The sequence below is a fragment of the Pseudomonas sp. Irchel 3H7 genome (assembly GCF_900187605.1).
GTDB lineage: Bacteria > Pseudomonadota > Gammaproteobacteria > Pseudomonadales > Pseudomonadaceae > Aquipseudomonas.
In genome coordinates this window covers 416,872-440,712 of record NZ_FYEA01000002.1, presented here as the reverse complement: position 1 = coordinate 440,712, position 23,841 = coordinate 416,872, and the positions used below count along the sequence as shown (strand labels likewise).

Genomic DNA, 23,841 nt, shown 5'->3' with positions numbered 1-23,841 from the left:
CCCAACAAATTTTCTACATCTTTTCTTTCATGATTTGTCGTGCTGATACGTCTTGTTTAAAGAGCGCAAAAAAACCTTTCCCGATCAGGCTCTGAAAAGGAGTAATCGCATGTACAACTCGCAACTACCAACGGACGGTAGCCAGGCCCCCAAAGGAGCTTCCATGAGCCCACACGCGAGCGATTTCGGGCAACGCGTCGAGCGTCACGGCAACGAACGCATCCGTTTGCTGCTGAAAAGTTTCGGGCTGCGCACCAGCCTGATTCGTCTGAAAGTCATTGATGCCCTGCTGGTCGCCGCACAAAGCGAGCGGCGTCTGGGTGTGCGCGGCGTCCACAGCCAATTGCTGGATCTGGATATCCCGCTGTCCTTTCTCAGTGTGCGCGAAGTGCTCAAGCGTCTATGCGCCGAAGGGGTGATCACCTTCAATGAAGACAAGAGCTACAGCCTGCATCCACAGGCTGCGGCAGTCCTCAACAACGATTGATGCGTGCGGCAAAAGCCGTCAAGGCTTGACCTTGCGGCGCATGACGCCGTTGATCACCACCACGATCACTGCCACACCGATGGCGACGAACTGGAACGTCTTTTCCGAAATCATTCCTTGGTTTTGCAGCCAGGACAGGCCGAGCATGATCGCCAGGACCGACACGGCGATCAGAATCGAATAAATCAAGCGTTGCTTGTGGGTCATTGCGGCTTCCTGAAACGGTGAAATGTATCCGGTTTGTATCCGCTTGCATGCCATGCACATACCGTTCTACGGGGATGCGCCGCTGCAATCGGGGTCTCATGTTACAGCCGATGAAGAGTTTTGGCTTCATGACGGCGTAACCATGAGGAATTTTCAAAATGCTGCGTCGAATCACCTGGCTGATTCCCGTTCTTGCCCTGCTGACCCTGAGTGGCTGCATCATCTTCCCCCACGGCGGCTGGCATGACGATCACCACCGTTATTACCAGGGTGGCCCTGGTTATTACCAACATCGCTAGAACAGGATTGTTCGCCCTGCCCGCTTGCCCATGAACAGATTGAGGCAGGAACTCAACAAGCCCGATCAACTTCAAACAAAGCCCGCCCTGTTGCGGGCTTTTCTGTTTTTGCCGACGGCGGCTGCCGCGCAGTTGAAACTCACCTGATACGCAAAGCGGACTGGCTAAACAAGTTGCAAGCATTTGAAATCTAATGTCGCAGCAAAAGAATAGGTCACTCCCGCCTCTGCAACTAGTCTCTGGCAACTTTCTTCTACTCTCTAACAGGGACGTTTATGCAGAGAACACTTATAAGAATCGGGCCGCGACAAGTACTAGGGTTTTGTTTGGCGCTGAGCGCTTTTGAACTTCTGACGTATATGGCAAGTGACTTGATCATGCCAGCCATGTTGGCCGTGACAACAGAACTTCAGGCCGACGTCAGACATGTTCCCCATGCGTTCAATCTGTATCTGATTGGCGGAGTCTGCCTGCAATGGCTGATTGGGCCGCTGTCCGATCAATGGGGCCGGCGGCGGGTACTGTTGATCGGCTGCGCATTGTTTGCAATCGCCTGCGCAAGTGCATTTGCCACCCAGCGCATTGAAATCTTCAATCTGCTGCGACTGTTGCAAGGCATGGGCCTGGGTTTCGTGGTCGCGGTCAGTTATCCCGCCCTTCAGGAAGTATTCTGCGAGGCCGATGCGGTGCGTTTGATGGCGCTGCTCGGCAATATCGCCCTGCTTTCACCGCTGCTGGGGCCGCTACTGGGTATTGTCTTGCTGCAATGGCTATCCTGGCGCGAGCTGTTTCTGGGCCTGGGTTTTGCCGCATCAATGGTCTGGCTGGGGCTTTTCGTCTGCATGCCGGAAACGGTCGGGGTCACTCGCGGCGATGGGCAAGTACAAGCCGCCGTGCCTTTTTCCTGGCGCCAGACCGGTCAACGCTACCGAGCTCTCTTGAGTAATCGTCGCTTCCTCGCTGCCAGTCTCGCACTGGGGCTCATGAGCCTGCCGCTGATCGCCTGGATCGGCCTGGCACCATTGCTGCTGATGCAGCTGCTCGAGCTGATGCCGCTGGAATATGCCTTGTGGCAGATTCCGGTTTTTTCCGCCGTCATCACTGGCAATCTGATCCTCGACCGCTTGCTGGTTACGCATTCTTTATCCCGGTTGATCCGGTTGGCGCTCTGGCCTTTTTGTCTCGGCCTTGTGGCGTTGATTGCCTGCGCGCTGTCAGGTGCCGGACTGGGCGCAGTGGTTGCCAGTCTGGCGCTGTACGCAGTCGGGCTGGGAATGAGCAACGCTGCGCTGTATCGGCTGGCGCTGTTTGCCAGCGACGACAGCAAGGGGTTGGTTTCGGCGCTGGCCGGCATGATTTCGATTGCTGTGATGGGGCTCGGCGGCTCACTGATTGCCGCCATCGGCGGTGGCGCCCGCCTCGACCTCTTCGCACTCTGCGCCGCCCTCAGCGGCCTGATGTGCCTGCCCCTGTTGCACGGTTTGTTGCAACGCACACCTCCCGACTCCTCCACTGCTCAATAACGGACTATTGAATGAATCACTTCCCCGCCAGCGATGCGCTTTGCGCATTGCCACACCCCTATTGCCCGGATTCCGTGCCAGCAGGCCTGTTTGATCAGGCCATGACCGAGATCAGTCGTTTTCATTGCCAGCACACGCCCGGCTACGAACATTGGCTGAACGCCAACGGCCTCGACGTGAAGGATCTGGACAGCCTCGATGACTGGTCCCGGCTACCGCCGATTCTGGCCAATTTTTTCAAGCAGCAACTGTTACTCAGCCCCACCGGGGAGGATGCCCTGGAACTGACATCGTCCGGCACCAGCGGCCAAAAAAGCCGCATGCGCTATGACCCGCGCAGTCTGTCGGCCGCGCAGTTCATGGTTGAACGAATCTTTAGTCATTACGGTTGGCATTCAGCGGATACGCCGTGCAATTACCTGCTGCTGAGCTACGAACCGCGGGGCGCGATCACCCTGGGGACGTCCTACACCGACCAATTCCTCTGCCGCTTTGCGCCCGTCAACCGCGTTGTCTACGCCTTGCGCTGCAACGGCGATGGCCACCAGTTCGATGTGTTCGGGGTCATCGCGGCCCTGCAAGCGTTCGCCGAAGAAGGCCTGCCCGTGCGCATTTTCGGCTTCCCGGCGTTTCTTTGGCAGACCTTGCAGCAGATGCAGGCCACCGGCGTGCCTGCGCTGAAACTGCCGAGTGCTTCACTGGTGTTTTTCGGCGGGGGCTGGAAAACCCGATCCAGCGAGGAAGTTCCAAAACAACAACTGTATGGGCGCATCGCCCGGCAACTGGGCATCGAAGTTTCGCAGTGCCGCGACGGTTACGGCGCGGTCGAACATGCGGTGCCGTATATCGAATGTGCCCGGCATCATTTTCATGTCCCCGTTTACGCCAAGGCTTACGTGCGCAATCCGCAGGACTTTTCCATCCAGCCTTACGGTCAGCAGGGCTTGCTGGGATTCGTCTCGCCCTACATCTCGTCCAGCCCGGCGCACGCGGTGGTGATGAGCGATCTGGCGACGCTGCATCCCGGGTCGAGTTGTGATTGCGGCCTCGCCAGTGACTGGTTCGAACTGCAGGGTCGCGCAGGCACCACGGCCGGTAGAAGCTGTGCGATGGCCGCGTCCGAATTGCTGGGAGGACACTGACATGTACCTGATCAACGGAGAACTGCACGCAGATGTCGACCTCGATAACGCACTGGCACTGGTGCAGCAGACATTGCCGCAACGACTGAGTACACCGCTGGACTGCGCCACCGTACTGACTGCCGCCGCACATTTTGCAGGGCAATTGCACAACGCCGAGCTGCCGCTGGACGATGAACAACGCCAGGTGCTGATCGACTTCTGTCAGCCGCACGCCCTGCAACACAAGCTTGAACGTGAACTGGGCGATCAGGCTGAATCGCTGCGACGTGTCGATTATCAGCATTCGCGCTTTGAGCGCTGGAGTCCGCTGGGATTGGTGGTCCACGTCACGCCAGCCAACGCGCCGCTGCTGGCGTGCTGCGCGCTGATTGAAAGTCTCTTGGCCGGCAACATCAACTGGCTACGGCCCAGCAGCAGTGACCAAGGCCTGACGGCGCGCCTGTTGCACGCGCTGGTGCAATGCGACCCCAGCGGTGAGTTGCGCCATTACGTCGCGGTGTTACCGGTGGCGACCGCGCAGATCGGCCGTTTGTGCAAAATGGCCAACGGCGTTTCGGCGTGGGGTGGCGAAGCGGCGCTGCAGGCGATCCACCAACAGTTGCCGCCCGGATGTCGCTGGATCGACTGGGGGCACCGCATCAGTTTTGCCTACCTGACGCCGCAAGCGGCCTCGCCACAGGCACTGGACGCACTGGTCGATGAGGTCTGCCGACTGGATCAGCAAGCCTGCTCCAGCCCGCAATGGTTGTTGGTCGATAGCGACGACCCCGCTGTTCTACAAGCAATCGGCAACGAATTGGCCAAGGCGTTCGAGCGCCGCGCCGGACAATGGCCGGCACTGATCCCGACGGTTCAAGAAGCCAGCGAAATCACCACCCGCACCCTGATGACACGTCTGAGCCAGAGTTTTTCCGCAGTGACGGCGCAGGTCTGGAGCGCACCGGGATGGCGAGTGATCTGGAGCCATGATCAGTTGCTTGCGCCCTCGCCGCTGTTTCGCACGGTGCTGCTCAAACCCCTGCCGCGTGCGCGACTGACGCAAAACCTGCTGCCTTGGCGCAACGTTTTACAGAGCTGCGCACTGATGTGCGACGAAGCGCAGATCGGTGCATTGTCGCGAACATTGATTGCCGCCGGCGTCAGCCGAATTGCGCCCATTGATGCAATCCATGATGGCTACGATGGCGAACCCCACGACGGCGTCTATGCACTACAACGTCTGAGTCGGCGGGTGTCGGTCAGCGTCGCACCGACGCAGTTGCCCACCCACATGACCCTCGACCGTCCAGCTTGCAAGCCGACGCTGGCGGGCCTGGCGATCACCGACAAAGCAGCGTTTATCGCGCGGCCGACGACAGCAGCGGCGCAACTGTTTTTCCGCTCTGGCGGCAGCAGCGGCACACCGGCGCTGGCGGGATACAGCTACCGCGATTTTCAACGGCAAATACGCGCAACGGCCGACGGGTTGTTTGCGGCGGGTCTCGATCCGAGCCGCGACAAGGTGATGAACCTGTTCTTCAGTGGCGGTTTGTACGGCGGCTTCTTCAGCTTTGCCAAAGTGCTGGAAACATTGGGGGCCAGCCACCTGCCAATGGGTGCTCCCGCCGACGATGACTACGGCGATATTGCACAAGTCATCATCGAACAACAGGTCACCGTACTGATCGGCATGCCCAGCTCCCTGCATCGCTTGTTCCTCAACGAACAGCAGCGTCTGAGCCGTTATGGCGCCATCGAAAAAGTCTTTCTCGGCGGTGAACACATCAGTGAGCAGTGCCGCGAACTGTTGCAGCGCTGTGGCGTTGCCAGCATCCGCTCGGCGGTGTACGGCAGTGTCGATGCCGGCCCCTGCGGACATGCCTGCGCCGCGACCGGTGATGGCGTGTTTCATCTGATGGACGCGATCCAGCATCTGGAAATCGTCGCGCTGGAGGAGGACGTGCCTGTCGTTGGCAATGAAATCGGCCGTTTACTGTTCACTTCCAAAGCCCGCGAAGGTCAGCAGGTACAGCGTTATGACGTCGGCGACACAGGGCGCTGGTTGCCCGGCGATTGCGCGTGCGGGCTGAGTTCCCCGCGGTTCGAGCTGCTGCAACGGCACGGCAGGCTGCTGCGTATCGGTAGCGATTTCATCTGCCTGAACGAACTCGGCAGACACCTGCAAGCACCGTTTCAGTTGCACCTCGATCACGCCCCTGACGGCCTCGAACGCCTGCTGGTTCGCAGCCCCGCTGCCCCCGCCGACATCCTCCTCCGACTGGAAGGCTACGCGACGCTGACGAGCCTTGTGCGAGCCGGGCTGCTCACGGTGCAAACGCAAACCTGCGAGACGCAACAGTTCGACAGAAACAGGCATAGCGGAAAGATACCGGCAGTGGTCGACGCTCGCCGCTGAAAGTCCAACTTCGTCCATGACCAGAACAATTAAAGAGCCCCCCATGAACACAACACTTGAACTGAGCAAGTTGCTCGCCTTCGCCCGCGAACACTCAACGTATTACGCCAGACATTGGCAAGACCTTGCGCCGCAGATCAGCACACTGGATCAACTTCCGCCGATTGATCCGCAACAATACTGGGCCAGCAGCAATAACCTCGATCAATGGCCAGTACTGACTTCAACGGTTGAACGCGCACTCGTGTTCAAGACCGGTGGAACCACCAGCGCGGGTAAACTTTCGGTATTCACCCGTGAGGAGTGGCAGACACTTGTGCGCGACTTCGGTCGCCATCTGGCGAGCCAACTCAATCCGGGAGACCGGGTTGCAAATCTGTTTTTTGTCGGCGATCTGTATGCCAGTTTCATCTTTATCCACGACGCGTTGGCACACGAAACGTCAGGTATTACCGAATACCCATTCACCGGCGACGTCGACTTTACACTGCTGACTGACTCTATCCGCCAGCACCGAATCAATGTGCTGGCCGGCGTGCCTGCGCAATTGCTGACGTTCGCCAGCGTGCTGGAGCGCCAGGGGCAAACCTTGGCCGAGGTCGAAAGCGTGCTTTACGGCGGCGAGAGCCTGTTCGCCGGGCAATTGCAGATGTTGCACCGAGTGTTCCCCAACGCACGGATCGCTTCCATCGGCTACGCCAGTGTCGACGCGGGGTTCATCGGCGCCACAAGCCGCGATTGTGCCTTGGGCGAACACCGCATGCTCGCCAGCCACAGCGTGCTGGAAATTATCGATGAACACACCGGTGAAGTGATTGAAGAATGCGATCGCACCGGACGCCTGCTGATCACCAACCTCACCCGCCGGCTTATGCCATTGATCCGCTATCCCGTGGGTGATCTCGCCTGCTGGCGAGAGCCGGCCACGGCGAGCATGCGCAAGTTTGCCTTGATGGGTCGCAGCATGAGCAGTCAGCGCGTACGGGTCAGCAGCCTGACCCTGCTGATCGACGACATCGACACTATCATTCAGCGCAACACGGTCAGCGACGACTGGCAACTGGTGATCAGCCAATCGGCAAACGTCGATATCGTGTGTCTGAAATGGGTGCCCGAAGCGTTGAAACCCGAAACGACTCAGGCCAGCACAGCTTTGCACAACGCCTTGATCGAGCGTTATCCGCTGATCGCACAACTCTGCGCTGATGGCCAGCTTGAGCTGCAGGTCGCCTATTGCACAGCCGATGAGCTCGCTCGTCACCCGCGCTCCGGCAAACGCCAACGCGTCGTCGACCTTCGCGACTACGCCGCCCCACGTCCGGAGCAACGCCCATGGACAACGTGACGCTGCGCAGCTATCGCCGCTCCGATGCCGGAGCCGTCAGCCGTTTGTTCCGGGAAATCTATGGCGACCATTACGTACAGCCACACGTGTATTTGCCGTTGATGATCAACCAGAACCATGGCGATGGGAGATGGCATTCACTGGTGGCGGAATCCGGAAAAAAAATCCTCGGCCACGCCACGTTGTGCAGAAACGCGGGATCGCATACGGCAGAACTGGCGTTGAGCGTGGTCCATCCGTCGACCCGCGGGCAGAACATCGCCACCCAGTTGGGCATTCGATTGTTGATCCATGCGCAGGCGCTGGGATGCCATGGTGTAACCATCAAACAGGTGACGCAGCACGCCTATACCCAACGCATGGCTGACCGGCTCGGCTTTTGCAGCAGTGGGTTATTGCTCGACTATGTGCCCTCGCCGTTTGGCGAAGCACTGCCGGAGTCGATTGTCATCGGCTACACCCCTATCGATGGCTACCGCCGCCCGCTCCCGGCATTGCCGTGGCCACAAAGCTGTCGCGAATTCATGGAGCATTTGTGCGAGGTACACGGGGTGCAGGAAAAAGAAGCAACTTGGGTGGGGCCGCCGATGCAGATCGAACACGCTTTCGGGCGTTATGACGTGGTGCTGAAGAAACTCGACGCCGGCTTGCTTCAACAGCTACGACGACTGCCTGAACACTGGATGGTCTCGATCAGACTCAGGCTGGCAACCGGTTTCGCCAGCGCCGTGGACAGCCTCTCGGCAATGGGCTTCGTCTTCACCGGGATTGCCCCGAATGAACGGGGCGCTGGATGGTTGGCGTTGTTTCATCGGGGCTATTGCGCCCGATCGCTGGAGCTGCGCTGCCCACACCTGCAACGACTGCATAATCAGGCTCAACAACACGTCGCAGCACGCTGAAGCGAGGCGTTGCCGGGTTCTTGCACATCAACCAGCCCGTTCAAGCGCTGAGCGGGCTAAACGGTCAGCCTCAAGCTTTGGCTTTGACACCTTCATCGACCGGTTTCGCGGCGTTGCCTTCACCGTAGGTCTTGAGGTTCTGCAGAACATAGATCGCTTTCTTGAACTCTGGAATCAGACTCTGGCCGTAAGCGTTGCCATTGAGGCCATTGTTCTGAATGGCGTCGAGCTGGGTCGCGAAATACTCCAGGGCGTTGAATTTGGCATCGATATCTTTGGTCACGCCAAAACGGTCGAACTTGTCACCGGCGTTCTTCAAGGTAAACGAAGTGATCTCTGAGATCAGCCCGCGGCTGCGCAGCATCTCGCTCAGATTTCCCAATTGTTTTACCGAAACATTCGCAGGATCAAAGCCCTTGATGGCCTTGCGCATGCCCTGCTTGTCCATTTCAGCGGTATTCAGCGCGGTGGGATTGGTGCCGACCTTGGTCAGCATCTGCTGCACTTTGATGCTCTGGGCCACTTGTTTTTTCGCGCCGGTGTTACGAACCATAACGCCTGCTTTGCTCTCCCAGCCGCCGACAATACCGATCGTCATGAGAAGACTCCCTGTGAAATGAACATAAAAAAAATATCCGTGTTGAACGGCATTAATGGGCGCGAGTATCGGCGGGCGAACTGATGGCACCAACCTCTTTCTGCACTTTTTTACAATTCTCGTACATTCTCGATACAAAAGCGCAACGCGCCGCAAAACCTGACCCAGAGCTGTCATCACAATGAAATGAAAATGGCTTTTTCAACCAGTCGCAGGCGATGACCAGCGCTTGTGTATCGAACCCGATACCGACCAGTCATCGGCGCCCAGTTTTTTTAGGACGCAAGTACCTAAAGCTTCCCGTCGCAACGACGATACGCTGTGAATACCCGCACTGTTTTATCCCTGCCCCTAATAAGAAACGCTGCTCAAGGACCGGTCTCCATGCCCGCATTCCGCACTATTCAGGCTCGCTACACGCTGTTTCTGGTTCTGTTCATCCTGCTGTTGTCGGTGTTGACCGTGGTCGGCATCAGCCAACTCGTCGCCCCCAAGCTGCGTCATACAGAAGAACAAGTCGTCCTCAACCGCATTGCCGAAGTCGCCGAGCAGATTCAGGGCGAGTTGAACAAAGTGCAGGCGCAACAGCGCAGCATCACCCAGACCATCCCGCTGCTCGACAGCGCCGCCATCGACACAGTGCTGCCAGGTCTGGTCGATCAGTACGCAGAGCTGAAGGTATTCGGCGGCGGGATCTGGCCTTTGCCGGGGCAACGTGAAGCCGGGCGCAACAAATTCAGCACGTTCTGGCACCGCGATGCCTCGGGCAAACTGGCGGTGAATACATTCTGGAACAGTGACGCAGCCCCCAACTATTACGACCAGAGCTGGTACAAGGGCGGCATGGCCACACCGCGTGGCCAATGCGCCTGGGCGGCGGCTTACAAGGATGACGCCAGCGCCGAGCCGCGCACCAACTGCGCCATGGCCATCCAGAAAAACGGTAGCGCGTGGGGCGTGTCGACCATTGACGTCACCCTCGGCTTCTTCAACGATCTGGTGGCGCGCAAGGAAAAAGACCTCAACGCCGAAATGCTGATCATTGAGGCCGACGGCAAGATCATCAGTAACAGCTCGCGCATCAGTGGCCCGATCGTGCTGAAGAACATCAGCGAACTGGCCGGCACGTCGACCTTCGCCAGCCAGGTCAAAGCCGCGTTGCAGAACCGCGATCAGGCGCAGCGCATCGAGTTCGATAACAACGGCGAAGCCAGCACCTTCTTCATGCGCCCGATTGAAGGCACGCCGTGGTTCCTCGCCAGCGCCCTGCCAACGAAAATGCTCACGGCCCAGCGTGATGACGTTCTCAGCACCCTGAGCCTGTTGCAGATTCCGCTGGTGATTCTGCTGGTGCTGCTGCAGGTCTACGCGATTCGCCAATTGGTGCAGCGCATGAAAGCGTTGAAAGCCAACATCGATTTGCTCTCCAGCGGCGATGCGGACCTGACCCGGCGCATTACCATTCGCGCTGAAGATGAACTCGGCGCCATCGGTCACTCGGTCAACACTTTTATTGCCTACCTGCAAAACATGATCGGCGAAGTTACCCAAGCCACCGGCGCCATGGCATCGAGCCTCGACAACCTGCAACGCACCTCGGCGCACACCAGCCAGATCCTGCTGCGTCATGCCTCGGAAACCGATCAGACCGTTACCGCTATCACCGAGATGAGTTCGACAGCAGAAAGCGTTGCGCAGAATGCCGCCGAAACTGCCGCGTTCACCCAGCGCGCCAACGAAAACGCCGACCGTTCCCGCGTGGTCGTGGGCGAAGCGACCAACAGCGTGGTGGCGCTGATCGATGAAGTGGCCAGTGCCACACACAAAGTTGAAAACATGCAGCAGGACGCTCAGCGCATCACTGAAATCCTCGGGGTGATCGGTGCGATTGCCGGGCAGACCAACCTGTTGGCGCTCAACGCCGCAATCGAAGCAGCGCGCGCCGGTGAACAGGGCCGCGGGTTTGCCGTGGTTGCCGATGAAGTCCGCGCCCTCGCCGCGCGCACGCAGGCCAGCACCTCGGAAATCAACGAGATGTTGACGCGCCTGACGCAAGGCGTGAGCTCGTCGGTCAGCGCCATGGAAAACACCCAGGCCAGTTGCCAGTCGGCTGCCGACGCCACTGCAAGGGTCAATTCCGGTCTGGATGAAATGGCCGGTTCGGTCAGCCACATCAACAGCCTCAGCACGCAGATCGCCACTGCCGCCGAGCAGCAAAGCGCCGTGACCGAAGAGATCAACCGCAGCATGGTGCAGATCCGTCACATGGTCGATGAGCTGGTGCAGAGCGGCAAAGCCAGCGAACTGAATACCCATCAGTTACTCGAAGCCAACAGCCGGGTGAGCGCGATCATGGGGCGCTTCAAAGTCCGCTGATTCATGCAGGAATTTCTGCAAACCAGATAACCCCTGTGGGAGCGAGCCTGCTCGCGAAAGCGTCCTTTCAGTCACTGCATCCAGTGCCTGACACACTGCCTTCGTGAGCAGGCTCGCTCCCACAAGGTTCGACGGTGTTCACACAATTGCCACCTGACAACTTTGTCATCTCGCGCTCAGCAACCTGTCAGCCTTGATCTACGATCATCCTGCCAGCCCGTCTCGCAACAACTGGAAACATTGCGTTGATGCCAGGCGGCAAAAACCGGTCAAAATGCGTTCTTTTCTGATCGTCACCCGAGCCGAGAATCCGCTATGCGTACCCACCTGCGTCTGGTCGCCCTGAGCGCCCTGTTCATTACCTCCCTGGCGCAAGCCGCCGATCTGATCCCCATCGAAGTCCATCGTGACGCCAATTGCGGCTGCTGCAAAAAATGGATCAGCCACCTCGAAGCCAACGGTTTCAAGGTCGAAGACCACGTCGAAAGCGACATGAGCAGCTTCAAGCAACAACATGGCGTACCGCCGCGCCTGGCGTCGTGCCACACCGCAATCATCAACGGCAAATTCGTCGAGGGTCATGTGCCGGCAGAACAAGTGCTGGCCCTGAGCAAGCGTGACGACCTGCTCGGCGTCGCCGCACCGGGTATGCCGATGGGTTCGCCGGGCATGGAAATGGACGGCATGAGCGATGCTTATCAGGTTATCGGCCTGAAGAAGAATGGCGCTGACGTCGTCGTGGCGGACTACCCGGCCCATTGATCGGCGCCGCCTACTTCGGGCTGTTCTTTGCCGCGTTCGGTGCAGCGACCCTGTTGCCGCTGCAGTCCGAGGCATTGCTGGTCGGTTTGATCGTCAGCGAACGCTACTGGCTGTGGGGTCTGCTCGCCGTGGCGACGCTGGGCAACGTACTCGGTTCGCTGGTCAACTGGTGGCTGGGCCGTGGCATCGAGCGCTTTCAGAATCGGCGCTGGTTTCCGGTCAGCCCCGCGCACATGGCCCGGGCGCGCAAACACTATGAGCGTTACGGCCACTGGTCGTTGCTGCTGAGCTGGTTGCCGATCGTTGGCGATCCGCTGACACTGATTGCCGGCGTCATGCGTGAACCGCTCGGGCGGTTTTTATTGATCGTTACCCTGGCCAAAGCTGCACGCTATGGTGTGCTGGCCTTGCTGACGCTGGGCTGGCTGGGTTGAACGATCAGGCGCAGTGATTGCCTGTGTTTAACGTCGGCATAATCCAGTCATTCCAGCATCGGCCGATTTCAAACGGAGTTTGACCTTATGTCTGTCATGTTTTCCCGTTGGCTACCCGGCCTGTTTCTTTGCGCCGCCCTGCCCCTGTCGGCACAGGCCGCAACGCCAAGCGAAGCCGCGCCGGAAGGCCCGGCCTATGGCCCGGAGCTGCAAGGCTTCGAATACCCTTACACGCTTAAACACTTTGCCTTTCAGTCCCAGGGTAAATCCCTGCAGATGGGTTACATGGACGTCGCCGCTCACGGCAAGGCCAATGGCCGCACCGTGGTGCTGATGCATGGCAAGAATTTTTGCGCAGCCACCTGGGACAGTTCGATCAAGGCCTTGAGCGAGTCCGGTTACCGGGTGATCGCGCCGGATCAGATCGGCTTCTGCACCTCGAGCAAACCCGACAATTATCAGTACAGCTTCCAGCAACTGGCGACCAACACTCAGCAGTTGCTCAAAGCGCTGGGCATTCAAAAAGCCACCCTGCTCGGCCACTCCACCGGCGGCATGCTCGCCACCCGGTACGCCTTGCTGTTTCCCGAGCAGGTCGAGCAACTGGCACTGGTCAACCCGATCGGTCTGGAAGACTGGAAGGCCCTCGGCGTGCCCTATCGCACCGTGGATCAGTGGTATCAGCGCGAGCTGAAAGTCAGCGCCCAGGGCATTCGCGACTATGAACGCACCACCTATTACGACGGCCGCTGGAAACCGGAATTCGACCGTTGGGTAGACATGCTCGCCGGCCTGAGCAAAGGCCCGGGCAAGACGCAAGTGGCGTGGAACTCGGCGCTGATTTACGACATGATTTTCACCCAGCCGGTGTACTACGAGTTCAAGGACTTGAAGATGCCGACCCTGCTGCTGATCGGCACCTCAGACACCACAGCCATCGGCAAGGACCTCGCACCGCCTGAGGTGAAGGCGAAAATCGGCCACTATGAGGTGCTTGGCAAACAGGTTGCCAAGCTGATCCCGCAGTCGACGCTGGTGGAATTTCCCGGCATGGGCCACGCGCCACAAATGGAAGAACCGGCGCAGTTCCACAAGGCCCTGCTCGACTGGCTGAATACATCCAATCCCGTGCGTTGATGAGGTAAGGCTGATGGCGGTGCAGATTGCAGTGATCGATGACTGGCAGGACGTGGCCCGCGACGTGGTCGACTGGTCAGTGCTCGATAGCCTCGGTGAAGTGACCTTTGAACACGATTACCCGGCCGACAACGCCACACTGGCCGAACGGCTGGGCCGCTACGAGGTGATTTGCGTGATGCGCGAGCGCACGCGGTTCGACGAAGACTTGCTCAAGCGTTTGCCCAATCTCAAGTTGCTGGTCACCGGCGGCATGCGCAACGCAGCGCTGGATATGCAAGCGGCCGCCAGGCTGGGGATCAAGGTCTGCGGCACCGACAGTTACAAGCACGCCGCCCCGGAGTTGACCTGGGCGCTGATCATGGCGGCCACGCGCAATCTGGTGAATGAGGCGAATGCCCTGCGCGCCGGTCATTGGCAGCAAGGACTGGGCGGCGATCTGCATGGCAAGACCCTCGGCATTCTCGGTCTCGGCAGTATTGGCCAGCGCGTTGCGCAGTTCGGTCAGGTGTTCGGCATGCGGGTCATCGCCTGGAGCGAAAACCTCACAGCCGAACGGGCGCAGCAGGTTGGCGTGACCTACGTGAACAAGCAGGAACTGTTCGAGCAGGCCGATGTGTTGTCGGTGCATCTGGTGCTCAGCGAGCGCACTCGCGGGCTGGTCGATGCGCAGGCGCTGGGCTGGATGAAGCCGACGGCGCTGCTGGTCAACACCGCGCGCGGGCCGATTGTCGATGAAGCGGCGCTGATCAAGGCCTTGCAGAAACAGCACATCGCCGGGGCAGCGCTGGATGTGTTCGAACACGAGCCGTTGCCGGACATGCACCCGTTTCGCACACTCGACAATGTCTTGGCGACTCCGCATGTGGGGTATGTCAGTCGGCAGAACTATGAACAGTTCTTTTCGCAGATGATCGAGGATATTCAGGGATGGGCGGCTGGTAATCCAATTCGTGCGTTAAATTAACCCCCACTGTAGGAGCTGCCGAAGGCTGCGATCTTTTGATCTTCGCTTTTAAACGCAAAATCAAAAGATCGCAGCCTTCGGCAGCTCCTACAGGTGTTGTCTGTGTCAGCCGATCAACAAACTGCCCGCACCACAACAGTGCAACCGCCCTTCCCGCTAGCACAAAATCGTGACCGTCCAGTCACCGTTTTGGCCCTCCCTCGCAGAAAAACCTGCACTTCGTCGGTGCGTTTGCTTCTCAAAAGCAAGGTTGGTGCTGACAGCCAACCGATTGTCGAACAATTTACCCATTTGCTCTGGCCCGCTCTAGGATCTGGCCTAGACTGACTTTCGCGGGGTAAAACCGACCAGTCACATTGCCGAAAAAAAGTCGAAACTTTTGCGCGCGGCGACAGGTCATCAGAAAGACAGGGCCAAAGCGACTGGTGCAATCCTTGCAACGGCCCAATCACCCATTCTGCTTGCGCGTGTTGGGTAGCGTTTGCTCACCGATGCGTGGCGCGTTTGCGCCCGGCCACAGGACTTGGCCATGGACATCGCTTGTTCAAGACAAGAATCAGATCAACGAGACGGGAGATTCATATGATCAGTGCGGCATTGGATATTCAGGGAGAGCGTGCTCAGCAGGCGGTTGGTGAATCGAGCACCGTCAGTGTTCCCGGCAGCCGACAGATCAACGTCCCCGGCACCAAAACGCTGACTCCAGTAGCGAGCCAGAACCCCAACAAGAAAAAAGTGTTGTTTGTTACCTCGGAAATTGCCGATCTGGTCAAGACCGGCGGCCTGGGTGACGTGTCTGCCGCCCTGCCCCGCGCCATGGCTCATCTGCACGATGTGCGGGTGTTGATCCCCGGCTACCCGCAAGTGATGCACAGCGAGAACCCGATCCACATCATCGGCGAACTTGGCGGCCATGCCGCGCTACCACCGTGCAAGATCGGCCGCATGGACATGCCGGACGGTCTGGTGATCTACGTGTTGATCTGCCCCGAATTGTACGAGCGCGAAGGCTCGCCCTACGGCGCCAACAACGGCCGCGACTGGCCAGACAACCACATTCGTTTCGCCCGTTTGGGTCTGGCTGCTGCCGACATCGCCGCCAACCTTGCACAAATTCACTGGTGCCCGGATCTGGTGCATGCCCATGACTGGCCGGCCGGTCTCGCCCCGGCCTATATGCACTGGCGCGGGCAGCGCACGCCGACCCTGTTCACCATTCACAACCTCGCCTATCAAGGCGTGACCAGCCTCGGCTCCTGCCCCGAGCTGGGTATTCCCACCCATGCCCTGCAACAGGAAGGCATGGAATTCTACGGCAAGATGTCATTCCTCAAGGCCGGCATGGCGTATTCGAGCCATATCACCACGGTCAGCGCCACTTACGCGCAAGAAATCACCACCCCGGATTTCGGCTGCGGCCTCGACGGCTTTCTCGCCGCCAAGACCCAGCAAGGTTTACTTAGCGGCATCCCCAACGGCATCGACGAGAGCTGGGACGCCGCCACCGATCCGCACCTGTTCGCGCCGTTTGCCATTGGTGACTGGGAAGGTAAAGCGGTCAACGCTGCGCATGTGCGTGAATTATTTGAATTGAATGACTCAGAAGGCCCGCTGTTCGCCGTGGTGTCGCGACTGGTCTATCAAAAAGGTCTGGACCTGACGATCGCGGTATCCGAGTACATCGTAAAAAACGGTGGCCAGATCGCCATTATCGGTCGCGGCGAACCTGAAGAAGAACAAGCCATGCGCGAACTGGCCCTGCGCTTCCCAGGCCAGATCGGCGTGCGCATCGGCTTCAACGAAACCGACGCCCGACGCATGTTTGCCGGCAGCGATTTCCTGCTGATGCCTTCGCGTTACGAGCCTTGCGGTTTGAGCCAGATGTATGCCCAGCGCTTCGGCTCGCTGCCGGTCGCACGCAATACCGGCGGGTTGGCCGACACCATTGAAAACGGCGTCACCGGTTTTCTCTTCGACGAATCCACCGCTGAAAGCTATCAGGAAGCCCTGAGCCGCGCGTTCAAGGTGTTCGCCTTCCCCGAACTGCTCAATGCCATGCGTTGCCGGGCGATGGCTGCGCCGTTCAACTGGTGCAAAGCGGTCGAACCGTACGCCGAACTCTACGAACAACTGGTCGCCAAGGCGCTGGGTAAAGCTCACCATAAATAACCAGGGAGGTTCACCACGATGCCGTTACGGTCTACTGAAACCTGGCCCCACGGCGCGATCATGCTGGACGCCGAACACACGCAATTTGCGCTATGGGCGCCGGATGCGTTTTACGTGAGTGTCGAACTTGAAAGCGGCCAGTCGCTGCCGATGCTGCCTCAGGTAGACGGCTGGTTTGTGATCAAGGCCCGCTGTCCGGCGGGCACGCGTTACCGCTATAACATCGACGGCGAACTGGAGGTGCCCGACCCGGCCTCCAGGGCACAGGACGGCGACCTTGACCGCCACAGTGTGGTGGTCGATCCGCTGGCCTATCAATGGCGACACACGGCCTGGCACGGTCGGCCATGGAGCGAAGCGGTGATCTACGAGTTGCACGTCGGTGCGTTCGGGGGTTTCGCTGAAGTCGAACAACATCTGGCGCGGCTTGCAGGCTTGGGCATCACCGCCATCGAACTGATGCCGCTGGCGCAATTCCCCGGCGAACGCAATTGGGGCTACGACGGTGTTTTGCCCTACGCCCCGCAAGCCTCCTACGGCACGCCGGAACAACTCAAACACCTGATCGACAGCGCCCACGGTCATGGTCTGGCGGTGATTCTCGACGTGGTTTACAACCACTTCGGCCCCGACGGCAATTACCTGCATCGTTACGCCAAAGGCTTTTTCCGCGAAGACAAACACACGCCATGGGGTGCAGCGATCGATTTTCGCCGCGACGAAGTGCGCGAGTTTTTCATCGAAAACGCCTTGATGTGGTTGCTCGAATACCGCTTCGACGGTCTGCGCCTGGACGCGGTGCATGCCATCGAAGACCCGGATTTCCTCACCGAGATGGCCCAGCGTATCCGCGCGCAGATCGACCCGAGCCGGTATGTCTGGCTAACTGTGGAAAACGAACTCAACCAGTCGAGCCTGCTCGAATACGACTACGACGCGCAGTGGAATGACGACGGTCATAACGCCTTGCACGTCCTGCTCACCGGCGAAACCGACGCCTATTACGCCGACTACGCCGCGCAACCCACCGAACAATTGGTGCGCTGCCTGAGTCAGGGGTTTGTCTTTCAGGGACACATCACCCGCCATGGCGAGCCGCGCGGCGAGCCTAGCGAACACCTGCCGTCCACGGCGTTTGTGCTGTTCCTGCAAAACCACGACCAGATCGGCAACCGCGCGTTCGGCGAACGCCTGCATCATCTGGCCGATCCGCGCGCCGTGCAGGCAGCGACCGTATTGTTGCTGCTGTCGCCGATGATTCCGCTGATGTTCATGGGCGATGAGTTTGCCGCCGAGCAGCCATTCCTGTTTTTCACCAGTCACCACGGCGAACTGGCCGAGTTGGTGCGTGAGGGCCGGCGCAATGAATTTGCCGCATTCAGCGCCTTTGCCGACCCGCACAAACGTGAGCAGATTCCCGATCCGAATGGCGAAAAAACTTTCCACGCCTCACAGCCAAGGTTGATCGGCAACGGCAGCGCAAAACAGCAGGAAACCCTCGCGCTGTACCAAAAGCTCCTGCAATTTCGCCATCAATACATCATTCCCCATCTGTCCGGCACTCAGGCCCTCGGCGCCCATATGCTCGGTTACGGCGCGGTCAGCGCACGCTGGCGGCTGGGCAATGGCAGCGAGCTGCGAATTGACCTGAACCTCAGCGACACGCCAGTGGTCAACCCTCCACAGACCGAGGCCGTGTGGTTGTTTCAGCAGCCATCCACCGCCGATCTGTCGGAATCGGGCGAACTGCCCGCGTATTGCGCGCTTGTCAGCCTCACGGCCGCAACCCCTTTGCAACCTCTGGATGGAGAGCGCCTATGAGCGATGCGCAACTGGAAATTCTTGCCAGCCGAGCCGGCCTTGCCGTCGACTGGATCGACGCCAACGGCCGCCCGCAAAAAGTCGCCCCGGCGGTGCTGCGCAATGTCCTGATCGGCCTCGGCCACCCGGCCAGCACGGCGCAGGAAATCGACGCCAGCCTGTTGGAACTGCAAGCCGTTCAACAAGACCGCCACCTGCCGCCGCTGTTGACCGCCGATGTCGGGGTCGGCGTGGATCTGGCGCGGTACTTCGCGCCGGAGACGCCGTGTGAAATCCACCTTGAAGACGGCTCGCGGCTGAACCTGAAACTCGACTCTGAAGCGATACTGCCGGGACTGATCCCGGTCGGCTATCAACAGGTGCACATCAGCGATCAGTATTTCACCCTGGCCGTGGCCCCGGAGCGCTGCTTCAGCGTCGGCGATGCGGTGGATAATCCGATTCCCCGCGTCTGGGGCCTGAGTGCGCAGTTGTATGCCTTGCGCCGCGCCGGCGACGGCGGTTTCGGCGATACCCAAGCACTGGAAGATCTGGTCCGCGTGGCCGGTGAGCGCGGCGCCGATGCCCTGGCGATCAGCCCGCTGCACGCCATGTTCAGCGCCGATACCGGGCGCTACAGCCCTTATTCGCCATCCAGTCGGTTGTTCCTCAATTCTCTGTACGCGGCACCCGGGGCCATTCTTGGTGAGCGCGCCTTGCGTGATGCGATCGACGCGGCCGGCCTGGCCGAGCAGTTCGCGCAACTGGAAGACCTGACACTGATCGACTGGCCGAGCGCCGCCGACGCCAAGCAAAAACTCTTGCAAGCGTTGTACGAAGGTTTCATCGCTGGTGACCACCCGCTGCACCCGGACTTCGCCAGTTTCCGCCACGCCGGTGGCGAAGCACTGGAAAATCACTGCCGTTTCGAAGCTATTCAGGAAATGCGCGCCGCCCGTGGCGAAAACCTCGACTGGCGGCAATGGCCAGAACACTGGCACGACCCACGCGGTGCAGCGCTCGAAGCGTTTGCCGAAGAATACGCCGAACGCATTGGCTATTTCGCTTTTTGCCAATGGCTGATCCACCGTTGCCTGGAACGTGCGCAAACCGCCGCCCGCAGCGCCGGCATGGGCATTGGCCTGATCGCCGATCTGGCGGTGGGCGCCGACGGTGCTGGCAGTCAGGCCTGGAGTTTTCAGGATGAACTGCTCGCCTCGCTGACCGTGGGCGCACCGCCGGACATTCTCAATCGCTCGGGCCAGGGTTGGGGCATTTCCGCGTTCTCCCCCGAGGGCCTGATCCGCAATGGTTTTCGCGCCTTCATCGACATGCTGCGCGCCAACTTCGCCCACGCCGGCGGCCTGCGCATCGACCATGTCATGGGCCTGCAACGCTTGTGGGTGATCCCCAACGGCGCCGTACCTGCCGATGGCGCCTATCTGTATTACCCGGTCGACGACTTGCTGCGATTACTGACCCTTGAATCCCATCGCCATCAAGCGATTGTCCTGGGTGAAGACCTCGGCACCGTGCCCGATGGCCTGCGTGAAAAGCTTATCGCCCGCTCGATGCTCGGCATGCGCGTGCTGCTGTTCGAGCAGGACAACACTTATTTCAAGCCGATTCTCGACTGGCCGGACAACGCATTGGCCACCACCAGCACCCACGACCTGCCGACGCTCAACGGCTGGTGGCATGGCCGCGATATCGACTGGAATGCGCGCTTGGGGTTTGTCGATGCCAACGGTGAAATCGAATGGCGCCAGCACCGCCAGCGTGAACGCGAAGGTTTGCGCAGCGCCTTGAGTCAGGACCCGCAGAATTTTCGCGAGGAATCCCACGAGGCCGATCAAGTGGTCGATGCCGCGGTGCGTTTCCTCGGACACACCCGTGCCCCTCTGGTGCTGTTGCCGCTGGAAGATGCGCTAGGCATCAACGAACAAGCGAATCTGCCGGGCACCATCGACACCCATCCAAACTGGTCACGGCGCTTGCCCGGCACCAGTGAGGCGCTGCTCGATGGCGCGGATGCGGCGCGACGTCTGGAACTACTCGCGTGCGCGCGTCTTCAGGCTGCCGAGCGTGACCAATGAATCAAGCGCTTATCCAGCCCCTGCGCGCAACACTGCGCCTGCAATTTCATAAGGGTTTTACCCTTGAACAAGCCGTGCCACTGGTGCCGTACTTCGCCCGGCTCGGCATCAGCCATATTTACGCCTCACCGTTGCTCGCGGCGCGGGCCGGTTCCATGCACGGCTACGACGTGGTCGACCCGACCCAGGTCAACCCGGAACTCGGTGGCGAAGCGGCGTTACGGCGCTTGGTCAGCGCCCTGCGTAAACACAACATGGGCCTGATCCTCGACATCGTCTCCAATCACATGGCCGTCGGTGGCAACGACAACCCGTGGTGGCTCGACTTGCTGGAATGGGGGCGACTGAGCCCTTACGGCGAGTTCTTCGACATTCAATGGCACTCGCCGGACCCGTTGATGGAAGGCCAATTGCTGCTACCGTTTCTTGGCAGCGATTACGGTGTGGCCTTGCAGGAAGGCACGCTGAAACTGCAGTTCAATGCGCAGACAGGCAGTTTCCATGTCGAGCATTACGACCATCACTTCCCGATCTGCCCGAACGATTACGGTGAATTGCTCAGGTCCGAGGAAACGTTGAAGGCGCTGGCCGATCGCTTCAGTTCCCTCAGCTATCAGACCGATGCCCATTCGCTGGCGATTCCGCTGAAAGAAGAATTGCGCCAGTTGGCGATTGATCCGCAGATCCTCGAAGCGATCCAGAACAACCTGAAGCATTACGATTCGAGCAGCGAAGAAGGCTTCGACAAACTGCATCAGTTGCTGGAACGCCAAAGCTATCGCCTGGCGAGCTGGCGTACGGCGGCAGATGACATCAACTGGCGGCGTTTTTTCGACATTAACGAACTCGGCGGTTTGCGCGTCGAACGTCCGGCGGTATTCGAAGCCACCCACGGTAAAATCTTTCAGTTGATCGCCGAAGGCTTGGTCGACGGTTTGCGCATCGACCACATCGACGGCCTCGCCGATCCGCGTGGTTACTGCCGCAAACTGCGCCGCCGGGTTGATCTGCTGGCACCGGGCAGGCATTTGCCGATCTACGTCGAGAAGATCCTCGGCGCCGGCGAAACCCTGCACCGCGACTGGGCGGTGGACGGCACCACCGGTTACGAGTTCATGAATCAGCTGTCATTGCTGCAACATGACCCGGACGGCGAACACGTGCTCGGTGACCTCTGGCAACGGCGCACCGAGCGCCCCGCCGCGTTCATCGAAGAGGCACAACTGGCGCGTCAGCAGATCCTCAACGGCTCGCTGGCCAGTGATTGCGAAAGCGTCGCCCAGGCCCTGCTGCAGGTCGCCCGCGATGACCTGATGACTCGCGACTTGACCCTCGGTGCGATCCGCCGGGTGTTGCAAGCGCTGATCGTGCACTTCCCGGTCTATCGCACTTACATCAGTGCGATGGGTCGCTCCGAGCAGGACGAGGTGTTTTTCCAGCAGGCCATGGACGGGGCCCGGCAAACGCTGAGCGAAGCCGATTGGCCGGTGCTCGACTGCGTTGCCGCTTGGCTAGGTGGCACGCCATGGCGGCGCAAACCGCGTGGTCGCTCGCGCAAGATCCTCAAGCATGCCTGCGTACGCTTTCAGCAACTGACTTCACCGGCAGCCGCGAAAGCCGTTGAGGACACCGCGCTGTATCGCTCGGCGGTGCTGCTGTCACGCAATGACGTCGGCTACAACACCGAGCAGTTCAGCGCCCCGCTCAGCGACTTTCATGCGGTCAATCAGCAACGGCTGGACGAGTTCCCCGACAACTTGCTGGCCACCGCGACCCACGATCACAAACGCGGCGAAGACACCCGCGCGCGTCTGGCCGTGCTCAGTGAACGCAGCCATTGGTACGCCGAGCAGATCGAACTGTGGCGCGCCCTCGCCCGGCCCGTCCGGGTTGACGAGCAGATGCCGTCGAGCGGTGATGAACTGATCCTCTATCAAGCGTTACTGGGCAGTTGGCCGCTGCAACTGCGCGATGACGATCAGGCCGGGTTCGCCGATTACGCCAAACGCATCTGGCAATGGCAACAGAAAGCCCTGCGTGAAGCCAAGTTGCAAAGCAGTTGGAGTGCGCCTAACGAAGCCTATGAAAACGCCGCGCAGGCATTCACCGAAAAACTCCTCACCGGTGAAGAAGGCGAGCTGCTGCGCGCCGCACTAAGCAAGACCGTCAACAGCATCGCCGCTGCCGGCGCCCTCAATGGCTTGGCGCAAACCTTGCTGCGCATGACCGTGCCGGGGGTGCCGGATTTGTATCAGGGTAATGAGTTCTGGGACTTCAGCCTGGTCGATCCGGACAATCGCCGGCCGGTGGATTATGCCGCTCGTGAACACACCTTGCAGGAGCCATTGCCACCTGTGGAGTTGTTGGCGAACTGGCGTGACGGGCGCATCAAGCAAGCCTTGATCGCCCAGGTGTTGAACCTGCGTGTCGAGCATGCCGAGCTGTTCCGCCGTGGCCGCTACCAGGCCCTGGAAGTGCTCGGCAGTCAGGCGCACAACGTGCTCGCGTTTGCCCGTGAGTACGAGGGCAAGCAGGCCATCGTGATCGTGCCGATCCGTTGCGCAAACCTGCTGGAAAACGGTGCTGTACCTCAAGTCGATGCGCTGCGCTGGGGCGACACGCGGGTGGTTCTACCGTTCGCCGCCTCTGAAACAAACCTGAAGGGACTTTTTTCAAGCAGCGCAGTCACAAAAAACAGGGAGCTGAATATCAGCGACGCGCTGGGGGATGTCCCGGTCAATCTCTTTATCCAACACTTAACACAAGCATGAGTTCAGTTCAGGAGCATTGCGATGAGTACCGACGATAAACGCATTCGCGAATTCGCCTATCAAATATGGGAATCGGAAGGCAAGCCTGAAGGGCACGAGGAGCGCCATTGGGAAATGGCGCGCAAGCTCGCTGAAGCCGAAGCGCTGGCGCCGAAGAAACCGCCAAAAGCCGCTGGCAGCAAAGCCGCGGGCAAGACTAGTGAGACCAAGGCCCCAGCCGCCAAGCCAAAACCTGCGGCCAAAGCCAAACCGGCCAGCGCTGCAAAAGTGATTCCCCCGGGTGAAAAGCCCGCTGAGAAAAAGCCTCGGGCGCCGAAGAAGCCTTCGGCGATCTGACGCTTTAACGACGATTGAACTGAATGACCGTGTGGCGGGTTCGCTCGCCACCGAGGACGCGCTCGTCCTCAAGAAACCCACCAATCCCCTGT

18 protein-coding genes and 2 pseudogenes are annotated in these 23,841 nt (G+C 59.7%); 18 read left to right on the top strand and 2 right to left on the bottom strand.

Translation table 11 applies throughout. From position 1 onward, the window contains the following. Positions 1-109: 109 nt before the first annotated feature. Positions 110-487 (top strand): hypothetical protein, encoded by a 378-nt coding sequence (locus CKW38_RS05375; RefSeq protein WP_007918105.1) that lies wholly within the window; start codon positions 110-112, stop codon positions 485-487. An 18-nt stretch (positions 488-505) separates the two neighbouring features. Here the strand turns inward: CKW38_RS05375 and CKW38_RS05370 are convergent, their stop codons facing one another. Beyond that, positions 506-694 (bottom strand): hypothetical protein, encoded by a 189-nt coding sequence (locus tag CKW38_RS05370; RefSeq protein WP_007918108.1) that lies wholly within the window; start codon positions 692-694, stop codon positions 506-508. A gap of 158 nt (positions 695-852) precedes the next feature. Between CKW38_RS05370 and CKW38_RS30135 the strand changes: the two genes are divergently transcribed. The 6 genes from CKW38_RS30135 to CKW38_RS05345 all read left to right on the top strand — a co-directional run bounded on the left by CKW38_RS30135 (position 853) and on the right by CKW38_RS05345 (position 8,303). Beyond that, on the top strand, positions 853-993 hold the full coding sequence (locus tag CKW38_RS30135; RefSeq protein ID WP_007918111.1) for a hypothetical protein: 141 nt from the start codon (positions 853-855) through the stop codon (positions 991-993). Between the two features lie 275 nt (positions 994-1,268). Further along, a complete protein-coding gene (locus tag CKW38_RS05365) occupies positions 1,269-2,516 on the top strand; it encodes an MdfA family multidrug efflux MFS transporter (protein ID WP_095112088.1) in 1,248 nt (415 codons plus the stop codon). Positions 2,517-2,527: 11 nt separating this feature from the next. Beyond that, positions 2,528-3,658, top strand: a complete 1,131-nt coding sequence (locus CKW38_RS05360) for an acyl-protein synthase (RefSeq protein ID WP_095112087.1) — start codon at positions 2,528-2,530, stop codon at positions 3,656-3,658. A gap of 1 nt (position 3,659) precedes the next feature. Further along, positions 3,660-6,056, top strand: a complete 2,397-nt coding sequence (locus tag CKW38_RS05355; RefSeq protein ID WP_095112086.1) for an acyl-CoA reductase — start codon at positions 3,660-3,662, stop codon at positions 6,054-6,056. Between the two features lie 43 nt (positions 6,057-6,099). Then, a complete protein-coding gene (locus tag CKW38_RS05350; protein ID WP_095112085.1) occupies positions 6,100-7,401 on the top strand; it encodes a phenylacetate--CoA ligase family protein in 1,302 nt (433 codons plus the stop codon). Beyond that, positions 7,389-8,303 carry a GNAT family N-acetyltransferase gene (locus CKW38_RS05345; RefSeq protein ID WP_095112084.1) on the top strand — a complete coding sequence of 305 codons (915 nt, stop codon included), beginning with the start codon at positions 7,389-7,391 and terminating at the stop codon, positions 8,301-8,303. Before CKW38_RS05350 ends, CKW38_RS05345 begins: the two co-directional genes overlap by 13 nt. 70 nt (positions 8,304-8,373) lie before the next feature. Here the strand turns inward: CKW38_RS05345 and CKW38_RS05340 are convergent, their stop codons facing one another. Then, a complete protein-coding gene (locus CKW38_RS05340; RefSeq protein WP_007918129.1) occupies positions 8,374-8,901 on the bottom strand; it encodes a hypothetical protein in 528 nt (175 codons plus the stop codon). A 384-nt stretch (positions 8,902-9,285) separates the two neighbouring features. Here CKW38_RS05340 and CKW38_RS30595 point away from each other — a divergent pair. The 11 genes and pseudogenes from CKW38_RS30595 to CKW38_RS05290 form a co-directional block, all read left to right on the top strand. Then, positions 9,286-10,416 (top strand): annotated as a pseudogene (locus tag CKW38_RS30595) (cache domain-containing protein); the annotation flags it as partial. Positions 10,417-10,749: 333 nt separating this feature from the next. Continuing rightward, positions 10,750-11,277, top strand: a pseudogene (locus tag CKW38_RS30590) (methyl-accepting chemotaxis protein); the annotation flags it as partial. A 315-nt stretch (positions 11,278-11,592) separates the two neighbouring features. Further along, the gene (locus CKW38_RS05330) at positions 11,593-12,039 is read left to right on the top strand and encodes a DUF411 domain-containing protein (protein WP_095112082.1); all 447 of its coding nucleotides are present in this window, start codon (positions 11,593-11,595) and stop codon (positions 12,037-12,039) included. Further along, positions 12,039-12,473: a YqaA family protein gene (locus CKW38_RS05325; RefSeq protein ID WP_095112200.1), complete on the top strand. Its 435-nt coding sequence runs from the start codon at positions 12,039-12,041 to the stop codon at positions 12,471-12,473. Before CKW38_RS05330 ends, CKW38_RS05325 begins: the two co-directional genes overlap by 1 nt. A gap of 87 nt (positions 12,474-12,560) precedes the next feature. After that, a complete protein-coding gene (locus CKW38_RS05320; RefSeq protein WP_007918137.1) occupies positions 12,561-13,610 on the top strand; it encodes an alpha/beta fold hydrolase in 1,050 nt (349 codons plus the stop codon). Between the two features lie 13 nt (positions 13,611-13,623). After that, complete coding sequence (locus CKW38_RS05315; protein ID WP_095112081.1) at positions 13,624-14,577, top strand: D-2-hydroxyacid dehydrogenase family protein; 954 nt, start codon at positions 13,624-13,626, stop codon at positions 14,575-14,577. A gap of 582 nt (positions 14,578-15,159) precedes the next feature. Beyond that, positions 15,160-16,746 (top strand): glycogen synthase GlgA, encoded by a 1,587-nt coding sequence (gene glgA, locus CKW38_RS05310; protein WP_007918141.1) that lies wholly within the window; start codon positions 15,160-15,162, stop codon positions 16,744-16,746. A gap of 18 nt (positions 16,747-16,764) precedes the next feature. Continuing rightward, the gene (treZ, locus tag CKW38_RS05305) at positions 16,765-18,567 is read left to right on the top strand and encodes a malto-oligosyltrehalose trehalohydrolase (RefSeq protein ID WP_095112080.1); all 1,803 of its coding nucleotides are present in this window, start codon (positions 16,765-16,767) and stop codon (positions 18,565-18,567) included. Beyond that, a complete protein-coding gene (gene malQ / locus CKW38_RS05300; RefSeq protein ID WP_095112079.1) occupies positions 18,564-20,642 on the top strand; it encodes a 4-alpha-glucanotransferase in 2,079 nt (692 codons plus the stop codon). Before treZ ends, malQ begins: the two co-directional genes overlap by 4 nt. Continuing rightward, positions 20,639-23,413: a malto-oligosyltrehalose synthase gene (locus CKW38_RS05295; protein ID WP_095112078.1), complete on the top strand. Its 2,775-nt coding sequence runs from the start codon at positions 20,639-20,641 to the stop codon at positions 23,411-23,413. The genes malQ and CKW38_RS05295 overlap by 4 nt, the downstream gene beginning before the upstream one ends. Before the next feature lie 21 nt (positions 23,414-23,434). Next, the gene (locus tag CKW38_RS05290; protein WP_095112077.1) at positions 23,435-23,749 is read left to right on the top strand and encodes a DUF2934 domain-containing protein; all 315 of its coding nucleotides are present in this window, start codon (positions 23,435-23,437) and stop codon (positions 23,747-23,749) included. The last annotated feature ends 92 nt before the right edge of the window (positions 23,750-23,841 follow it).